General features: G+C 70.5%; 19 protein-coding genes and 2 pseudogenes. 11 read left to right on the top strand and 10 right to left on the bottom strand.

Going from position 1 to position 16,722, the window contains the following annotated elements; translation table 11 throughout:
- Positions 1 to 36 precede the first annotated feature (36 nt).
- Together ACZ7IB_RS43390 and ACZ7IB_RS43385 are read left to right on the top strand one after the other, a co-directional pair.
- Positions 37 to 723: a DUF305 domain-containing protein gene (locus ACZ7IB_RS43390; protein ID WP_470920445.1), complete on the top strand. Its 687-nt coding sequence runs from the start codon at positions 37 to 39 to the stop codon at positions 721 to 723.
- A gap of 76 nt (positions 724 to 799) precedes the next feature.
- Complete coding sequence (locus tag ACZ7IB_RS43385) at positions 800 to 2,218, top strand: FAD-dependent oxidoreductase (protein WP_470920444.1); 1,419 nt, start codon at positions 800 to 802, stop codon at positions 2,216 to 2,218.
- A 2-nt stretch (positions 2,219 to 2,220) separates the two neighbouring features.
- Here ACZ7IB_RS43385 and ACZ7IB_RS43380 read toward each other — a convergent pair whose 3' ends face one another.
- Entirely contained in the window at positions 2,221 to 2,601 is a 381-nt protein-coding gene (locus ACZ7IB_RS43380; RefSeq protein WP_470920442.1) for an ArsR/SmtB family transcription factor, read from the bottom strand.
- 91 nt (positions 2,602 to 2,692) lie between these two features.
- Positions 2,693 to 3,070, bottom strand: coding sequence for a winged helix-turn-helix transcriptional regulator (locus ACZ7IB_RS43375; protein ID WP_470920440.1), 378 nt, complete (start codon positions 3,068 to 3,070; stop codon positions 2,693 to 2,695).
- A gap of 101 nt (positions 3,071 to 3,171) precedes the next feature.
- On the opposite strand from ACZ7IB_RS43375, the gene ACZ7IB_RS43370 reads away from it, so the two are divergent.
- Entirely contained in the window at positions 3,172 to 3,807 is a 636-nt protein-coding gene (locus ACZ7IB_RS43370) for an NAD(P)-dependent oxidoreductase (protein WP_470920438.1), read from the top strand.
- Positions 3,808 to 3,975: 168 nt separating this feature from the next.
- Positions 3,976 to 4,191, top strand: coding sequence for a hypothetical protein (locus ACZ7IB_RS43365; protein ID WP_470920437.1), 216 nt, complete (start codon positions 3,976 to 3,978; stop codon positions 4,189 to 4,191).
- A gap of 15 nt (positions 4,192 to 4,206) precedes the next feature.
- Here the strand turns inward: ACZ7IB_RS43365 and ACZ7IB_RS43360 are convergent, their stop codons facing one another.
- From ACZ7IB_RS43360 to ACZ7IB_RS43345, 4 genes and pseudogenes are all read right to left on the bottom strand, one after another.
- The gene (locus tag ACZ7IB_RS43360) at positions 4,207 to 4,623 is read right to left on the bottom strand and encodes an acyl-CoA thioesterase (protein WP_470920435.1); all 417 of its coding nucleotides are present in this window, start codon (positions 4,621 to 4,623) and stop codon (positions 4,207 to 4,209) included.
- A gap of 539 nt (positions 4,624 to 5,162) precedes the next feature.
- Positions 5,163 to 6,260, bottom strand: a complete 1,098-nt coding sequence (locus ACZ7IB_RS43355) for an NADH:flavin oxidoreductase/NADH oxidase (RefSeq protein ID WP_470920433.1) — start codon at positions 6,258 to 6,260, stop codon at positions 5,163 to 5,165.
- A 173-nt stretch (positions 6,261 to 6,433) separates the two neighbouring features.
- Positions 6,434 to 6,814 (bottom strand): hypothetical protein, encoded by a 381-nt coding sequence (locus tag ACZ7IB_RS43350; RefSeq protein ID WP_470920431.1) that lies wholly within the window; start codon positions 6,812 to 6,814, stop codon positions 6,434 to 6,436.
- 36 nt (positions 6,815 to 6,850) lie between these two features.
- Positions 6,851 to 7,337 (bottom strand): annotated as a pseudogene (locus ACZ7IB_RS43345) (glycosyl hydrolase 115 family protein); the annotation flags it as partial.
- Here ACZ7IB_RS43345 and ACZ7IB_RS43340 point away from each other — a divergent pair.
- Positions 7,335 to 7,706 (top strand): annotated as a pseudogene (locus ACZ7IB_RS43340) (substrate-binding domain-containing protein); the annotation flags it as partial. The pseudogenes ACZ7IB_RS43345 and ACZ7IB_RS43340 overlap by 3 nt on opposite strands.
- Before the next feature lie 81 nt (positions 7,707 to 7,787).
- Positions 7,788 to 8,330: a GNAT family N-acetyltransferase gene (locus tag ACZ7IB_RS43335; protein ID WP_470920429.1), complete on the top strand. Its 543-nt coding sequence runs from the start codon at positions 7,788 to 7,790 to the stop codon at positions 8,328 to 8,330.
- On the opposite strand, the gene ACZ7IB_RS43330 is transcribed toward ACZ7IB_RS43335, so the two are convergent.
- On the bottom strand, positions 8,318 to 9,034 hold the full coding sequence (locus ACZ7IB_RS43330; protein WP_470920428.1) for a cupin domain-containing protein: 717 nt from the start codon (positions 9,032 to 9,034) through the stop codon (positions 8,318 to 8,320). The two genes, ACZ7IB_RS43335 and ACZ7IB_RS43330, sit on opposite strands and share 13 nt — an antisense overlap.
- 184 nt (positions 9,035 to 9,218) lie before the next feature.
- Here ACZ7IB_RS43330 and ACZ7IB_RS43325 point away from each other — a divergent pair, with 184 nt between their 5' ends.
- Positions 9,219 to 10,307: a WD40/YVTN/BNR-like repeat-containing protein gene (locus ACZ7IB_RS43325; protein WP_470920427.1), complete on the top strand. Its 1,089-nt coding sequence runs from the start codon at positions 9,219 to 9,221 to the stop codon at positions 10,305 to 10,307.
- Positions 10,308 to 10,427: 120 nt separating this feature from the next.
- On the opposite strand, the gene ACZ7IB_RS43320 is transcribed toward ACZ7IB_RS43325, so the two are convergent.
- Positions 10,428 to 11,039: a formylglycine-generating enzyme family protein gene (locus ACZ7IB_RS43320; protein WP_470920426.1), complete on the bottom strand. Its 612-nt coding sequence runs from the start codon at positions 11,037 to 11,039 to the stop codon at positions 10,428 to 10,430.
- Between the two features lie 29 nt (positions 11,040 to 11,068).
- Between ACZ7IB_RS43320 and ACZ7IB_RS43315 the strand changes: the two genes are divergently transcribed.
- Together ACZ7IB_RS43315 and ACZ7IB_RS43310 are read left to right on the top strand one after the other, a co-directional pair.
- Complete coding sequence (locus ACZ7IB_RS43315; RefSeq protein WP_470920424.1) at positions 11,069 to 11,656, top strand: PadR family transcriptional regulator; 588 nt, start codon at positions 11,069 to 11,071, stop codon at positions 11,654 to 11,656.
- On the top strand, positions 11,653 to 11,976 hold the full coding sequence (locus tag ACZ7IB_RS43310; RefSeq protein WP_470920422.1) for a sulfatase-like hydrolase/transferase: 324 nt from the start codon (positions 11,653 to 11,655) through the stop codon (positions 11,974 to 11,976). The genes ACZ7IB_RS43315 and ACZ7IB_RS43310 overlap by 4 nt, the downstream gene beginning before the upstream one ends.
- 383 nt (positions 11,977 to 12,359) lie before the next feature.
- On the opposite strand, the gene ACZ7IB_RS43305 is transcribed toward ACZ7IB_RS43310, so the two are convergent.
- Positions 12,360 to 13,037 carry a uracil-DNA glycosylase gene (locus tag ACZ7IB_RS43305; RefSeq protein WP_470920420.1) on the bottom strand — a complete coding sequence of 226 codons (678 nt, stop codon included), beginning with the start codon at positions 13,035 to 13,037 and terminating at the stop codon, positions 12,360 to 12,362.
- Between the two features lie 216 nt (positions 13,038 to 13,253).
- On the opposite strand from ACZ7IB_RS43305, the gene ACZ7IB_RS43300 reads away from it, so the two are divergent.
- Positions 13,254 to 14,309 carry an N-acetylglucosamine kinase gene (locus ACZ7IB_RS43300; RefSeq protein WP_470920419.1) on the top strand — a complete coding sequence of 352 codons (1,056 nt, stop codon included), beginning with the start codon at positions 13,254 to 13,256 and terminating at the stop codon, positions 14,307 to 14,309.
- A gap of 119 nt (positions 14,310 to 14,428) precedes the next feature.
- A complete protein-coding gene (locus tag ACZ7IB_RS43295; RefSeq protein WP_470920418.1) occupies positions 14,429 to 15,352 on the top strand; it encodes a sirohydrochlorin chelatase in 924 nt (307 codons plus the stop codon).
- 98 nt (positions 15,353 to 15,450) lie between these two features.
- On the opposite strand, the gene ACZ7IB_RS43290 is transcribed toward ACZ7IB_RS43295, so the two are convergent.
- Positions 15,451 to 16,521 (bottom strand): lactonase family protein, encoded by a 1,071-nt coding sequence (locus tag ACZ7IB_RS43290; RefSeq protein ID WP_470920470.1) that lies wholly within the window; start codon positions 16,519 to 16,521, stop codon positions 15,451 to 15,453.
- Positions 16,522 to 16,722: the final 201 nt, after the last annotated feature.

Raw genomic sequence — 16,722 nt, 5'->3', positions numbered from 1 at the left:
GCGGAAGCGTGTTAGGACGGTTCGCAACCACCCCATATGGCAATGGAGGTCCACTTGTTGATCCGCCGTCGGACCATGTGTGTACGCAGATCTGTTCTCGCCGTGGCCGTCATGTCCGCCGTCCTCGCCCTGGGTGCATGCGATGAGGGAGGCGGTGACGACCGTACGAAGGCGCAGGCGGGCGGGGGGCCTTCGGTTGTGGCGCCCGGGAAACCGGGAGAGCCCGCGCGGACCTTGTCCGCCGAGGAGGCCGCGAAGGTCGCCGGGGACGACACCCCCAACTCGGCCGACTTCCGATATGTACAGATGATGATCCAACACCACGCCCAGGCGCTGGAGTTGACCGGCTTCGTCCCCGCCCGCTCCGACTCCGCCGCGGTCAAGCGGCTCGCCGAGCGCATCACCGCAGGCCAGAAGCCGGAGATCGGCGCCATGGAGGGGTGGCTCAAACACAATGGCGGAGAGAAGCGCACGAGCGGCCACGATCACTCGGCGATGCCCGGAATGGCGACCCCGGCGCAGCTGGATCAGCTGCGGACGGCGGACGGCGCGGCCTTCGACAAGCTCTTCCTGAAGTTGATGATCACCCACCATCAGGGAGCGATCACGATGGCGACGGAGGTGCTCTCGCAGGGGAACAATGTGCAGGTCGAGGAGATGGCCGGGGACGTCGTCGCCCAGCAGACGGTGGAGATCGACAGGATGCGCGCGATGTCGTCCTGACGGCCCCCGGGCGCGCCTCTCCCCCGCCCCGGCCACCGGTGCCATGCTGGAGGCATCCTGTGGGAAGAGGTGCGCCGTGCTCCGTGTCGCCGTCGTCGGCTCCGGTCCCAGCGGGGTCTACACCGCCCAGGCTCTGGTCGAGCAGGACCGGGTGCCCGATGTCCGGGTCCATGTGCTTGACCGGCTCCCCTGCCCGTACGGCCTGGTGCGCTACGGCGTCGCCCCCGACCACGAGAAGATCAAATCGCTGCAGAACAGTCTGCGCACCGTCCTGGAGCACGAGCGGATCACCTTCCTCGGCAATGTCGAGGTGGGCGGCGACGGGATCCCGTCCGAGCGGATCAGCGAGCTGTACCAGGCGGTCGTGTACTGCGTCGGGGCGGCGACCGACCGCGGCCTCGCCGTACCGGGCGAGGATCTGCCCGGGAGTTACTCCGCGACCGAGTTCGTCTCCTGGTACAGCGCACACCCCGACGCCACCGCCAACAGCTTTGCGCTGCAGGCCCGTTCGGTCGTGGTGATCGGGGTCGGCAATGTGGCGGTGGACGTGGCGCGGATTCTCGCCCGGAGCGCGGAGGAGCTGCGCCCCACCGACGTACCGCACGGGGCGCTCGGCGCGCTGGCCGGAAGCCGGGTGCGCGAGGTCCACATGGCGGGCAGGCGCGGACCCTCCCAGGCCCGGTTCACCACCAAGGAGCTGCGGGAGCTGGGCGCGCTGCCGCAGGCACGGGTGGTGGTGGACGAGGCGGAGCTGGCCCTCGACCCGGCGTACGTCGATCCGTCCCCCCGGTCGGCGCCGGCCCTGTCCTCACCACCGAACGCACCGCCCCTGACGGCGGCGGCGCGGCGCAATGTCGAGGTGCTGCGCGGATGGGCCGCGGCCGGCCCCACAGGTACGGGCGCGGGGGGAGACCCGCTGCGCACGATCCACCTGCGGTTCTTTCTGCGCCCCGTCGAACTGCTGGAGCGGGACGGGCGGGTGGCCGGAGTGCGGTTCGCCCGAACCGTGCCGGATGGCAGCGGGGGCGTGCGCGACGCCGGTACGTACGAGGACATCGACGCCCAGCTCGTGCTGCGGGCCGTCGGCTACCGCGGGCTGCCGTTGCCCGGCCTGCCGTTCGACCCGGCGCGCGGGACCGTGCCGCATCTGGCGGGGCGGGTGCTGCGGGACGGGGTGCCGTCGCCCGGGGAGTACGTCGCCGGGTGGATCAAGCGGGGGCCGACCGGAGTGATCGGTTCGAACCGGTCCTGCGCGAAGGAGACGGTGGCATCGTTGCTCGACGACGCCACGCTGCTCGCCGGGCGCCCGTCGGCGCCTGACCCGGTGGCCGCGCTGCGGGCGTGGGGACTGCGCCCGGTGGAGTGGGACGGCTGGCTGTCCATCGAGCAGGCGGAGGCGGCGCTGGGCCGGTCGCTGGGCCGGGGGCCGGTGAAGATCCCGGACTGGGCGGGGCTGCTGAGCGCCGCGGATGGCGGCGACCGGGGCGGACCGTGAGGTTATCGGTCCTCGCCGATGCGCTGCACCTGCCGGTTCGCGGCGTCGAGAATGCTGTCCAGAAGACCGGGAAACAGCACCTCCAGATCGTCGCGGCGCAGCCCGTTCATCTTGGCGGTGCCTCGGTAGATCTGCTGGACGATCCCGCTCTCGCGCAGCACCCGGAAGTGGTGCGTGGTCGTCGACTTGGACACCGGCAGGTCGAAGCGGGAGCAGGTGAGCTCGGTATCGGCGGCGGCCAGCTCGCGGACCACGCGCAGCCTCATCGGGTCGGAGAGTGCGTGGAGCACTGCCTCGATGCGGATCTCGTCCCGTGTGGGGTGATCGAGCGAGCGGCCGCCGACCGCAGCGGCGCTTGTGGCAGGGGCGCTGGCTGGGGTCACGATGTGCTCCACTTCCTGGCTTGGTCTGGTCTCCCATAATACGAGACTCATCGTAGTTTGAGATTCACCGTACGACGGGTCCGGTCGTGCATCACCCGGTGCGATCGGCGCGCCATGCCGCTTCACGGGCGTCGATGAGCTCTTCCATGTGGAGTTCCGCCCAGGCACGCACCGTATCCAGCAACTCAAGGAGACTCCGGCCGAGCGAGGTCAGTTCGTACTGGACGTGCCGCGCCGGTCCGGCCTGGGCCGTGCGGACGACGAAACCGTCACGCTCCAGCGACCGGAGTGACTGGGTGAGGACCTTGGGCGTGATCGTACGCAGCGGGATCCGTAGCTCGGAGAAGCGTCGCGGGCCGCCCTCAAGGCACTGGACGATCATTCCAGCCCATTTGTCCCCCACGCGGATCGGCATCAGTCCGGACGGACAGACCGGGTCGAACATCTCCGGGTCCAGCGGCTTGGTCACGGAGCCACATTAGCGAGGTATCCAGGAGGTAACCACGGGTCCGGCTACCTTGCCCGAGCACGTCGGCACCGAGATTCCAGGACGCGAGGCGAGGTAGGCACATGACCAGGATCATCATCTTCGGCGCAGGCGGCAGCGCGGGACGGGAAGCCGTCGCCGAGGCCCTCCGCCGCGGACACCATGTCACCGCGGTCGTAAGGGAACCGGCCAGGTACCGAAAGCTCGAAGGTCCAGGCGTCCGGCTCGTGGCCGGCGATGTCACCGAGGTCGGGGCTGTTGCCGGCCTGGCGACCGGGCACGATGCCGCGATCTCGGCCGTCCACGACGGTGGCGCCCTGCCCGATGTCTTCTTCACGGCTGCCGCCCGCGCTCTCACCGACGGGCTGACGCGGGCCGGTGTGCCACGGCTGATCGCCGTCGGCCTGTCGGCAACAATGGAAACCGCCGGCGGAACCCCGCTGATGGATACCCCCGGTTTCCCTCAGGAGTACCGCCCCTTCTGCCACGGCCACGCAGCCGGCACGACGGTGCTGCGTACCTCGGCCACCGCACTGGACTGGCTGGTCGTCAGTCCGGCCGGGGACTTCGACCACGAGGGGACGCGCTCCGGCCGTTACACCACGGCCACGGTCGACGCTGCCGCCCGTATTTCCTACAGCGACTTCGCCATCGCCCTGCTCGACGAGATCGACGCCCCCGGTCACCACCGCATGCACATCGGCGTCAAGGAGACATGACCGAACCGGCCGGCCGCAGCAGGCCGGTCGGCCGAGGACGTCAGCCCGCCAGGCGGGCGACGGCCAGTGCGTGGGCGCGGTCCAGGGCATCGACGGAGGGGCAAACGACGTCCGCGCACGGCCCGCCGCATCGTCGTCGCCGAACCCCAAGAAGCAGGCACTGCGGCGATGTTCGCCTCAGTCGCCCAGGAGCTGGACCGCTCCCCCGCCGAGACGCACTTGACGCTGCGCCACCTGCGACTCAGCCCCGCGAAGGCACAACAACTCGGCGAGACCCTCGCCAGGCCGGTCGACGAGGCCGAGGAGGGCTCCGGGGAACAACCCGTGCACGGAGTACTGGTGACGCTGTATCAGCAGACCGACCCGACCACCGGCACCGCATAGCCGGGGGGCGGCCGGTCAGCCGCTGAGCAGGTCCGGGTTCTCGGCCAGTGAGGCGAGATGCCCGGCCGGATCGGCGATCAGCTTGCGGGCCGTCAGGTCGAGCATCCCCGCCACGCCCGTGATCTGCGCCGCGACCGTGCCGTCTTCCTTGAGAATCTTCTGCGCGACCTCGAACGTCTTCCCCTCGCCGTATACGAACTGGCAGGTCACCCGCACCCGGTCGCCGCCGCGGAGCTCCCGCAGGAACTTCACCGTCGTCTCAAGGGCCACCGGCCCGACGCCGCTGGCCAGCAGCTTCTCCTGCGACAGGCCGGCAGCGCGCAGCAGTTCCCAGCGCGCGTGCTCGGCGTACTGCAAATAGACGGCCTGGTTCAGATGCCCCTGCGTGTCGAGTTCGTAGCCCCGGACGGTCACGTGCACAGAAAAAGTCATGGACGTCGCAACATCACGGCACATTCCGGCATTCCCCCGGTGGCGGCCGAAGCACGGGCGGCGGGGGGCGCGGCCGAGGCCGGGACCAAGGTGGCCCCCAGCAAGATCAGCAGCGCGGCGGGGCAGGCCAGCGTTCTGAACAGTGCGCGGGGCGGGGCAGTTGTCGGTTCAAGGCGTCGTCCTCGTCGAGAGCAGGAGTGCCTCACACCTGTGAGACACAGCACGTCGTGCACGCAGAATGTTCAACGATAGAAAGATGCTCCCGGCAGACAGGCTCACGCGGCATGTTTGCCTGCTCGCCTGCCTGCCGGTCCGTCTGCCGAGGACCGGAGCAACTCCGTCGCGCGCTCCTACTGCGGCAGCCCCGAAGGCGCGGTGGCCCACCCGGTGTCGGGCTCCGCGGACAGCCGGTAGGCCATCGAGCCTCCTCCGGCGACCAGCGCTCGGCTGGGGACCGGCACCGCGAGCGGACACACCTGGCCCCCACCGGATGTAAGGCGGAGGCCCGGGTGCAGTGCCCGGCTGCGGCCGCCCAGCTGTCAGACCGCGCGGAGGTACTGCTCCGGCGTGCGGAGTTCGCCGCCGAGTTCGCGGGCTGCGTGCTGGGCCCACGACGGGCTCCGCAGCAGCTCGCGCCCGAGGAGAACCGCGTCCGCCCGGCCCTCCGTGATGATCTTCTCGGCCTGCTGCGGCTCGGTGATCAGGCCCACGGCCGCCACGGGGACCGAGGTCTCCGCCTTGACCCGCTCGGCGAAGGGAACCTGGTAGCCCGGCCCGGTCTCGATGCGGGCGCGCGGGGCGTTGCCGCCGCTGGAGACGTCCAGCAGGTCGACGCCGTGGGCCTGGAGCTCCTTGGCCAGTCGTACGGTCTCGTCGACGGTCCAGCCCTCGCGCTCGTCCTCGTCGTTCTCCGTGAGCCAGTCCGTCGCGGAGATCCGGAAGAGGACGGGCAGTTCCTCCGGCCAGACCTCCCGCACCGCGTCGACGACCTGCAGTGCGAAGCGGATGCGGTTCTCGAAGCTGCCGCCGTACTCGTCGTCACGCCGGTTGCTGTGCGGGGAGAGGAACTGTCCGACGAGATATCCGTGGGCTCCGTGCACCTCGGCAACCTGGAAGCCCGCGTCGAGCGCGCGGCGGGCGGCCTCGCGAAACCGGCCGACGACGCCCTGGATCTCGTCCACGGTCAGCTCGTGCGGCACGGGGTGACCGTCGTCGAACGGCAGCGGGCTGGGGGCGACGGGCGTCCAGCCGTGCGCATCCGGCCCGACGGGACCGCCGCCCCGCCAGGGGGCAGCCGTCGATGCCTTGCGACCGGCATGGGCGAGCTGGATGCCGGGAACCGATCCCTGCCCCTTGACGAAGTCCGTGATCCGACGGAAGGCGGCCACCTGGGTGTCGTTCCAGATGCCGAGGTCTGCCGGGCTGATCCGGCCCTCGGGGCTGACGGCCGTCGCCTCGGTGAGGATGAGTCCGGTGCCGCCGACGGCGCGCGCCGCGAGGTGGGCGAAGTGCCAGTCGGTCGCGACGCCCGCGTTCGGCCCCACAGGTTCGGCGCTGTACTGGCACATGGGCGCCATCCACACCCGGTTGGGAATGACGAGCGATCGCAGGGTGTAGGGCTCGAAGAGGGCACTCACATCGGACTCCGTTTCGACGGAACGAAAGAATCGCTAGTACGATACATCCCGTACTACGATACCCGTCAAATTACGACGTCCCTCGTACAAGGGCGTGGACATGCGTGAGGCCCATTCCCGGTCCGCTCCGGCCGGGAATGGGCCTCACGCGCCGCTGAGCGGCCGTATGCGGGCTATCCGCGACGCCTCAGTGTGATATCGGCGTCCGCGTCGTAACCCTGGGTCCAGCTGCGTCCGGCGCCCGACTTCCAGGTGACATGGGCGGTGGTGCCGTCGATCCTGATGTCCTCCGCCGTCATGGCCCGGTCGCCGTCCCGTACATCCCCTCGACGCAGTTCACGCGCCTTGACGGTGACGGGCTCCGCCGACTGCGCACTCTCGGCCTCGTCCGCCGCGAGGGCGAGAGCCGCCGCCAGTTCCCGGGCGCGGGCGGGGGTGCAGATCACAGTGAGCTCACCCGACGGTGCCACGCCCCTGACCTGGACCCCCGCCCCAACGGGGGTCACCTCCAGGGTCGCGACGTGTCCGTCGCGGTCCTCGATCCCACTGGCCATCGCTCTGTTCTCCCCTTGCCCGATGCGCCCTTCGGCTCAGTGCAGCCGGAGGCTCTCCGGCGGGCCCAGATAGCTGGGCTTGAGGCCGCCGGTGTCGACCACCAGGTTCTGCAGCACCACCGTCGGGTCGACCATCCAGAATTTCAGCACATGGACTCCGGGCCGGCCGATCCGGTGCACCGTACTGGTGACATTGACGTTGTCCGAGGTGTTGCGGGCCCACTGGGCGTTCATCGTGCCGTCGTCGGAACCCGTCACCGCCGTGACGTTCACCTTCTGCGGTGCGTCGTCGTCGAAAGAGACGGCGTACGTGAGCCCGTCGGAGGCCAGGGCGTTGTTACGGGGCGACAGGTAGGCGTGGGACGGTGACCGGGCCGGTCGTGAACAGGGAGACCCGGTACTCCAGCCGCGGGCTGTTGCCGCCCGGGATCTGCCGGGCCGCGGTGACCGGGAAGGGTTCCATGCCGGCGCCGGTCCGGCCGATGCCGGGGATGCGCTGCCAGCTGATCCCGCCACCGCCGATCCGGAACTGATCCGGGAGGGCGAGTTCCACCATGAGGCCGGCTACGCGGCGAGCCTCGAACTCCTGCAACTGCCCCCCACCGCCTTGTTCGCAGGCAATGATCTCCAGGCCCTCGGCATCTACGAGGCTGCCCGCGAACTGGGGCTGCGCATCCCGGAGGACCTGGGCGTCGTCGGGTTCGACGATCTGCCCCTCACCCGGTGGATCGAACCACCGCTCACCGCGGTGCGCCAGCCGCTCATCGAGATGGCCGAGACCGCCGCCCGCCCGGCCCTCGACCTCGGCCGGGGCGCCCGGCCCGCGACCACCCGGGTCGATCTGGCCACCAAGCTGGTGGTCCGCAGCAGCACCGCCGAGCCCAGCCGCTGATCCCTCCTGCCCGCTCACCGGTCCCGGCCTGCGCTTCTATTCCGTTGCGGGCCGGACGGGGGCCGCGTACCGTCCCCCGTCATGACGACCCCCACCCTGCACACCGGGCGGCTGCTCCTGGAGCCGTACACACCCTCGGACGAGGACGGCTTCGTGGCGCTCTTCCAGGACGCCCGGGTGTCCCGGTGGATGGGTGACGGACCCTGTACCGAGGCCGAGGACCGCGCCCTGTTCGGGCGGGTCTTCAGCAAGGTATACGCACAGGGGCTCTTCGACGTATGGGCCGCGCGACAGGGCGGCCGTCTGGTCGGCCATGCGGAGATCAAGCCCTCCCCGTCCCCGGATGTGGACGGCCACGAGATCGTCTACGCCCTGGCGCCGGCCGCATGGGGACAGGGGTTCGGCACCGAGATCGCGCAGACACTGACCTCGTACGGGTTCGACGCCCTCGGGCTCACCGAGGTACATGCGACGGTGGCCGCCGAGAACGCGGCGTCGCTGGCGCTGCTGGGCCGGATCGGCTTCCGGCACGCCAGGGACACGGTGGAGGACGACGGCAGCACGACCCGGGTACTGACGCGCTCCGCCTGCGCCGGCATCGCCGGGGCGGATCAGCCGCGGTAGACGTCCAGACGGCCGCACATGCCGAACTTTCCGTACGCGGAGGGCTGTTCGGCGTGCACACAGGCGTCGCCGAGGTATCCGCCGTCACCGCGCGCCAGAGCGTCCAGCTGTCCGCCGGTCACCTCGGACGCGGCAGCGGCCCCCTTCTGCCAGCGCCCCCGCCAGTCCTCGGTCCTCGGGCGTACGAGTGCGGCGGCGGCCCGGTGGAAGTCGGCGAGCGGTTCGGGGTCACCCGCCTCGGTGGCCCGGCGCAGCGCGAGAAAACCCTCGACGGCGAGATCACGGCGGGCGCGGGCGGCCCGCTCCTGTTCCTCTTCGGAGCCGTCGACGGGAAGGACGGCCGCCGCCCGGTAGGCGTCGGGGTCCGCGAGATGGCGGGGCGGCAGAGTGAGTACGGCGTCACCGGCCTCGGGCAGCCCACTGTTCTCCATGAGGACGACGATGCGCAGCCCGTCCTCGTTGACCAGGCGGTGGATCGTGCCCGGCGTGAACCAGACCAGGGCACCCGGGACCAGTGGCGTCTGCCGGAACCCCGACGCGGTGAGGGTCTGCACCGAGCCCGTACCCCCGACCACCACATACCCCTCGGAGCAGGTGAGGTGGAGATGGGGCGTCCCGCCGCGCAGGCCGTCCGCGGTGGGCCAGTCGTAGACCCGCAGGTGGGAAACGGCGACGGCACCGGGCAGCCCTTCGAAGGTCGGCACAGCTACTCCTCGGTCTCTCTGCGCAGGCGCCGGGGCAAGCGCTTTCCACGCCTGCTGCACCGTACCTTCGCCGACCGTGGAAGCAACAGGGTCCGGGTGACCGGAGCTGCCCTGCGGGCCACTGTCAGTGGTGGGGTGCAGACTGGCGCGTATCCGACACAACGGCGTTTCGGGAGGTTCGACCATGACCGACGTACTACTCACCGTGGGTACCCGCAAGGGACTCTTCATCGGCCGCAGGCGCGGTGGCGCGTGGGAGTTCGACGGCCCGCGTTTCAATGCCCAGGCGATCTATTCGATCGCCATCGACACCCGCAGGCAGGTCCCCCGGCTGCTGGTCGGCGGGGACAGCGCGCACTGGGGTCCCTCGGTCTTCCGCTCCGACGACCTGGGCAGCACCTGGGTCGAACCACAGCAACCGGCCGTGAAGTTCCCTCAGTTCACCGAGGCATCGCTGGAGCGGGTCTGGCAGCTCCACCCGGCGGGCCCCGAGGCGCCCGATGTCGTGTACGCGGGGACCGAGCCGGCGGCACTGTTCCGTTCTCAGGACGGCGGGGTGTCCTTCGAGCTGGTCCGCCCGCTGTGGGAGCACCCGACGCGTTCGAAGTGGGTGCCGGGCGGGGGCGGTGAGGGTCTGCACACGATCCTCACGGACCCGAGGGATGCCCGGGGCGTGACGGTCGCGGTCTCCACGGCCGGGGTGTTCCGCACCAAGGACGGCGGCGCGAGCTGGGCTCCGTCGAACAAGGGAGTGTCGGCGGTCTTCCTCCCCGACCCGGATCCGGAGTTCGGTCAGTGCGTCCACAAGGTGGCCCGGGACGCGGTCGATCCCGACCGACTCTACCTCCAGAATCACTGGGGAGTGTTCCGGAGCGACGACTCCGGGGACAACTGGACGGACATCGGCCGGGGCCTGCCCTCCGATTTCGGATTCGCCGCAGCCGCGCACCCGCACCGCGCGGACACGGCGTACCTCTTCCCGATCAACGCCGATGCCGACCGTGTACCGGCCGAGCACCGCTGCCGGGTCTTCCGCACCGGCGACGCGGGCAGCACCTGGGAGCCGCTGTCGGCGGGGCTGCCCGAGGAGACGCATTACGGCACAGTGCTGCGCGATGCGCTGTGTACGGACGACGCCGACCCTGCGGGCGTCTACTTCGGCAATCGCAACGGCGAAGTGTATGCGAGCGCGGACGACGGGGACAGCTGGCAACAACTCGCCTCACACCTGCCGGACGTCCTTTGCGTCCGGGCGGCGGTCATCGGCATTTGACCGGTGTGGTCGCCAGCAGTGGAGCAGGGCCCGCAGCAGCGACTGCCCTGTCGATTCAGTCGGTCAGCATGCAGAACTGCACGACGTGGCGACCGGCGCGTACGCCGGTGCCGGTCGGATTCACCCCACAGTCCTGAATCCACTGTTGCCGCTGCTGGAGGCCGGGGTGTTGGACGACCGGGCGGCGACCCGGTAGCGGTGGCAGTAGGAGTGGTGGCACAGATATGAGCCGCCTCTGATCATCCGGTGTTCCCCCTGGGGCGGGCCCGTCGGGTCGGTGTGCGGCAAGTCGCCGTAGTAGCCGACAGGGTCGGGCTCGGCCTCGGACAGCGGACCGTGCGGGTGCCGCCAGTCGGCGCCACCCACCTCCAGCCACCAGGACACCACCGGGTCCGCCGTCAGCGCATCGGCGCGCTCGGCGACCGCCGCCAGACGGAAGACCGCGGAGTGTCCGGACCGCTCCGCCTCGGTGCAATGGCCGGTTTCCTGCGTGACCGCCTCGAACATCGCGACGGTGACGGCCGTGACGTCGATACGGAAGGGCGAGAGCCGTACGGCGTGGACGGGAGTCTCACCGTCGTCCGCGTAGCCCTCCGCGAACCGGTCGCCCATCCGGAACTCGCCGCCCGGCAGCGCGATCTCGTCGTGGACCGGGGAGCGGGGGCGATTGCGACCGCCCCCGCAAAGGCTCCGCCCGGATACGGGAGCGCAACAAGTTCTTGACTGCTTCATGACGCGAGTATATGAATACCCTCACATACGTGCACCAGCACATAGGAGCCCGGCCGGTGAAGCTCGACCACGTCCTGCTCGCGCTACTGTCCTTCCGCCCCTACAGCGGCTACGACCTGCGGAAATGGCTTGAGCTCGAAGGCCAGTTCATCCGCTCGCGAGCTCACCACAGCCAGATCTACCGGGTGCTCGCGCGCATGATGGCGGACGGCTGGGTGGAGTACGAAGTGGACCCGCGCGAGGGTCGGCCCGACGCCAAGGTCTACCGGCTGACACCACTCGGCCGTGAGGAGCTACTGGCCTGGGTGCGCTCGCCCTACGAACCGGTCAGCCGATTCCAGGACGCGGACTTCCAGGCCAGATTCGGATTCACCGCGGCGCTGGACCGCGAGGCGGCGATCCGGATGATCGACACCGAGCTGGCCTACCGTCGCGCCCAGATCACCCGTAACCGCAACAGAGACCGCACGCTGCGTTTCGAGAACCCACTGCCCGAACTCGACACGCGTCTGGCCCAGCAGGTCTTCGACCGGATGCACACGCGTGGCGCGGCGTGCGCGGACCAGTGGGTGGAGTGGCTGGAGGAGATGAAGTGCTGGCTCGAGGAGGTCTCGTGAAGGCGATCACGGTGATGTTCGACAGCCTGAACCGGCACATGCTGCCGCCCTACGGGGACGACTGGACGCACGCGCCGAACTTCGCCAGACTCGCGCAACGGTCCGTGAGCTTCGACAGCCGCTACGCCGGATCGATGCCCTGTATGCCGGCCGGGCGGGAGATACACACGGGCCGGTACAGCTTCCTGCACCGCAGCTGGGGTCCGCTGGAGCCGTTCGACGACTCGATGCCGGAGCTGCTGAAGCAGTCGGGTGTCTACACCCATCTGGTGAGCGACCACCCGCACTACTCGATCGCGGAAGAGCTCGCCGGGCTCTGACCGATCGCCGGCAGTCAGGCGCCGGTGACGGGGCTGCGTCCCCGCCACCGGCCACACCTTCCTTCCTCCGGCAATGAAAGAGGGGGCGCAATGCCACAACCCAGGCCCCATCCGCCGAAGTCGGTGGGCGCGGAGGCAAACTGTCCCTGCTCAGCGGCATCCTGGTGGTCGATCAGACCGAATCCAGCCTGATCGGCGGCCTGTCAAGGCCCGAGTAGCCCCCAACAAGTACCCGCGAATCATCCGGCTGGTGGACCAGCTCCCGAAGGGGCCCACCGGCAAGATCCTCAAGCGGGTCGTCGTCACGGACGCCTGAGGAGTGGGGCAGGCAGACAGAGAGGGAGCTTCGCCGCCGCCGGTCCCGGACCGGCGGCCGCTTCGGCTCATGGCAGCTGCCAGTCCACCGGCTGGGCCCCCTGGCGGAGCAGGAGTTCATCGGTGCGGCTGAACGGACGCGAGCCGAAGAAGCCGCGGTCCGCCGACATGGGCGAGGGGTGCGCGGACTCGATCGCCGGGAAGCCGTCGAGGAACGGCCGCAGATTACGGGCGTCGCGCCCCCACAGCACTGACACCAGGGGCTTGCCACGCGCGGCCAGGGCCCGGATGGCCTGCTCGGTCACTTCTTCCCAGCCCTTGCCGCGATGCGCGCCCGGTTTGCGGGGCGCCGTGGTGAGCGCTCTGTTCAGCAGCAGCACGCCCTGGCGCGTCCAGGGCGTCAGATCGCCGTTGGACGGTCGCGGAAGCCCCAGGTCCGTGTGCAGCTCCCGGAAGATGTTCTCCAGACTGCCGGGCAGCTGACGCACCTCGGGGGCCACGGAGAAGCTCAGCCCCATGGCCATCCCGGGTGTCGGGTAGGGGTCCTGACCGACGATCAGGACACGTACCTCGTCAAAGGGTTGCTGGAATGCGCGCAGAACGTTCGCGCCGGCCGGCAGATAGGTGCGGCCGGCTGCGACCTCCGCACGGAGGAAATCGCCCATCGCGGCGATGCGTCCGGCCACAGGGGCCAGCGCCTCGGCCCAGCCGGGCTCGACTACTTCATTCAACGGTCGTGGTGCCACGAAGCATCACTCTACCGGCGTACTGGGCCCGCTCCCCGCCGCTGTGGCGGCTTCCGCGGCCTGTCTTCCGTGCCCCGAAGTCCCGCATCCGGGACTCGGGATAGGCTGCCGCCGTCATTCCTCTTCTCACCTCTTCTCTGTCTGGAGCCGGTCCATGAGGTCACGCAGGCGCTCGCCGGAAAGCGGCGGTGCTCGTTGCGCCCGGTGGAGGCTGTCGTGACGGCGCAGACGGAGACGGACGCATCGGCCGGCGCGACGGGTACGTCGGGGCCGTTCGTGCTCGGCGTGGACTCGGGCGGTTCCGGATTGCGGGTTGCCCTGGGCAACGTCGGCATGTCCGCCCCGGTGGGCACGACCGTCTGCGCCGAGCCGGTACGCACCGGACCTGCGGGTATCGATGCGGGCCATCTGCTGGAGCAACTACTGCCCGCCGCCCGCCGGCTGCTGGAGCGGCACGGCAGCGGTGACGGTACCGGGATCGCCGCCGTGGCGATCGGCGCCGCCGGTATGGCGACGCTCGGCGGACAGTTGCGCGCCGAGCTGCCTTCGGCCCTGGAGAGCGCGCTCGGGATGCGCCGGCTGGCTCTCGCCGCCGACGCGGTGACCGCTTACGCGGGTGCGGTCGGTCAGCGCCCGGGGGCAGTCGTCGCGGGCGGTACGGGCATGATCGCGTTGGGTACGGATCTGACGAGCTGGCGCCGGGCCGACGGCTGGGGTCATCTGCTGGGTGACAGCGGCGGCGGCGCCTGGATCGGGCGGGCCGGGCTCGATGCGGCCATGCGCGCCCATGACGGGCGGCGCGGTGGATCCGCCGCACTGCTGGCCCGGCTGGAGGCCGTGTTCGGGCCGGCGCCGGAGCTGCCCGGGCTGCTGTATCCGCGCACCGACCGGCCTGCCGTGCTGGCCTCGTTCGCGCCCGAGGTCGCCGCGTGCGCCAGGCATGATCCGGTCGCCGCGGGCATTCTGCGCGAGGCCGCCGGGCATATCGCGGAGGCGGCCGCGGCGGTGTGTCCGAAGGCCGGGGCCGACGACGAACCGTGCGAAGTGGCCCTGACGGGCGGCTTGTTCCGGATGGGCGATCCACTGCTCGTACCGTTGCGGGAGGAACTGTCCCGGCAGCTCCCGCAGGCACGGACGGTCCCCGGTTCGGGTGATCCGCTGACCGGTGCACTGTCCATCGCTCAGGCGTTGGCCGCCGGGGATCTGCGACTGCCCCGCCATCCGACGCTGCTCTGCGTACCCGGTCATGGGCCTGAGCAGGAGCCCGGATAGGTCCCGACAGAGCAGGACAGTCGACTGATAAGCCTCTCAACGGATAAAAGCGGACAGATGACGCCCGGCCGGGCCCTCCCCGAACAGAGGGGCACCCAAAACCAGTAGCATGCGGCGCCATGAGCACCCCCACTGGGCCCGCTTCCGGCCTGCCTGTACGAATGCCGCGACCTCGCCAGTCCGGACGGCACCGCCGCCCGGAGCCCGTGGTCGCACCTGAGGGCGCTGCCGCGCTCGTCCTCGCCGTTCCCGGTACTCCCTCTTCGGCCACGCGCAGCCTGGCCGAAGAGGTGATCAGCATCGCCCGTTCCGAGCTGCCCGGCCTCAATGCCCGGATCGGCTACCTCGACGGCGACGATGCCGAGTACCCGAAGCTCTCGTCCGTACTCACCCACAGCGCCGCCGAGCGCATCGCGCGCTTCGAGCAGGCGCAGGCCGCGGGCCGCGAGGTCGCCGAGCCCGAGGGTCCGTCCGCCGTCGTGGTGCCGCTGCTCGCGGGGCCGGACAGCGCCCTGATCCGGCGGATACGGCAGGCCGTGATGGACAGCGGCACGCAGGTCGAGCTGACCGATGTACTCGGCCCGCACCCGCTGCTCGCCGAGGCACTGCACGTACGCCTCTCCGAGGCCGGTCTGGCCCGCGCCGACCGTGCCAGGCTCTTCACGGTGGCCACGGCCGCCGACGGCATCGTGCTGGCCACGGTGGGTGGCGAGGAGGCCGTGCAGGCCGCCGGGATCACCGGCATGCTGCTGGCTGCCCGGCTCGCGGTACCGGTGATGGCCGCCGCACTCGATGTGGAGGGTTCCGTCGCGTCGATCGCGGAGCAGCTCACGAGCTCCGGCTCGGTGCAGCTCGCGCTGGCTCCGTACCTCGTCGGCCCCGAGGTGGCCGAAGGGCTGCTGGATGCCGCCGCGAAGGAGGCGGGCTGCGCGACGGCCGAGCCGCTCGGCGCGTACCCGGCGATCGGCAAGCTCGTGCTGTCGATGTACACGACGGCGCTCGGTATCGCGCCGGCGACGCCGCAGGGCACTCAGACGCACTGACCCGGTGCCGGGTACGCCCGGCAGCGGTCTGTCATCGATCGCCGGGCGGGCTTGATCTTTCTGGCCCGCCCGGCGATTCGGCTGTGCGTGGCGTGATGTCAGGCGAAGATCACGCAGGACGCGGCAGGGGCCTCCAGCGAGCCCGCGCGGCGCGGGATGCCGGTCGCCGGGTCGACGGAGAACCAGCTGACGTTCCCGGACCGCTCATTGGCCGCGTACAGCCATCGGCCGGTGGGGTCGAGCGCGAGATCGCGCGGCCAGTGCCCGCCGCAGCCCACGGTCGTGAACAGCGTCGCCTTCTCGCCCGTTCCGTCGAGCGCGAGAACGGAGATGCTGTCGTGCCCCCGGTTGGCCGTCCAGAGGAACCGTCCGTCGTGCGAGACGACCACCTCGGACGGGTAGGTCGCCGTATCCCCGCCACGCGCCGATTCCTCGGGCAGCACGGACGTCTCGGCGACCGGTTCCAGGACGCCCGCGGCGGCGTCCCACCTGCATATGGTGACGGTCGGTTCGAGTTCGTTCAGGACGTAGGCGTGGCTGCCCGCAGGGTGGAAGGCCAGGTGGCGCGGGCCCGTGCCCGGCCGCAGGGCCGTCTCGCCATGCAGCCGCAACTCCCCGGTGGTCTTGTCGAGCGCGCAGATCCGTATGGAGTCGGTCCCGAGGTCGACACTGAGCACCCAGTTCCCCGATGGGTCCGGCAGCACCTGGTGTGCGTGCGGGCCCCGCTGACGGTCGGCGTCCGGACCGCTGCCCTCGTGCCTGAGCACAGTGGTGACGGCGCCGAGGGAACCGTCCTGCCGGACAGACAGAGCGGTGACGCTGCCGGAGCCGTAATTGGCGGTGAGCAGATGACCGCCCGCGAGCGCGAGATGGGTCGGACCATCGCCTTCCACCGGTCGGAGCTCGCCGACCGGCTGCGGCACGTCGCCGGTGATGTCGAGTGCGGCGGCCGCACCGTGCTCGGTCTCGCTGACCGTGTAGAGCGCCCTGCCACCCGGACCCGGCCCGTGGCCCACGACGAGATACGAGGGATCGGGAACGGTGTCCGTCGAGCCGAGGACGGTCAGGGCCCCGGTCTCCTGATCCATGGCGGCGACGGTGATTCCCCGCCCGCCCGCCGAGGTGAACGACCCGATGAATACCCGTCCCGCGCCGTTGTCGCTGCCCACCGCACTGCTCGTCACCGCACTGCCCCTCTCCGCCGACTGAGCACGACCGTTCGCACTGTCGTGATCTTCCCGGGCGACGGTAGCAGTCGGCCCATCGAGGTCTAGGCCCAATACCGGTGATTTAGGTCTTTTTCCGGGAGGTTGGGGCTGGTTTGGTGGGTCCGACGAGGGTGACGACTGGGGTGTCCGGCCGGGGCTGGT

The organism is Streptomyces sp. NPDC037301 (assembly GCF_055602785.1).
This window is presented reverse-complemented; position numbering and strand designations above follow the sequence as displayed.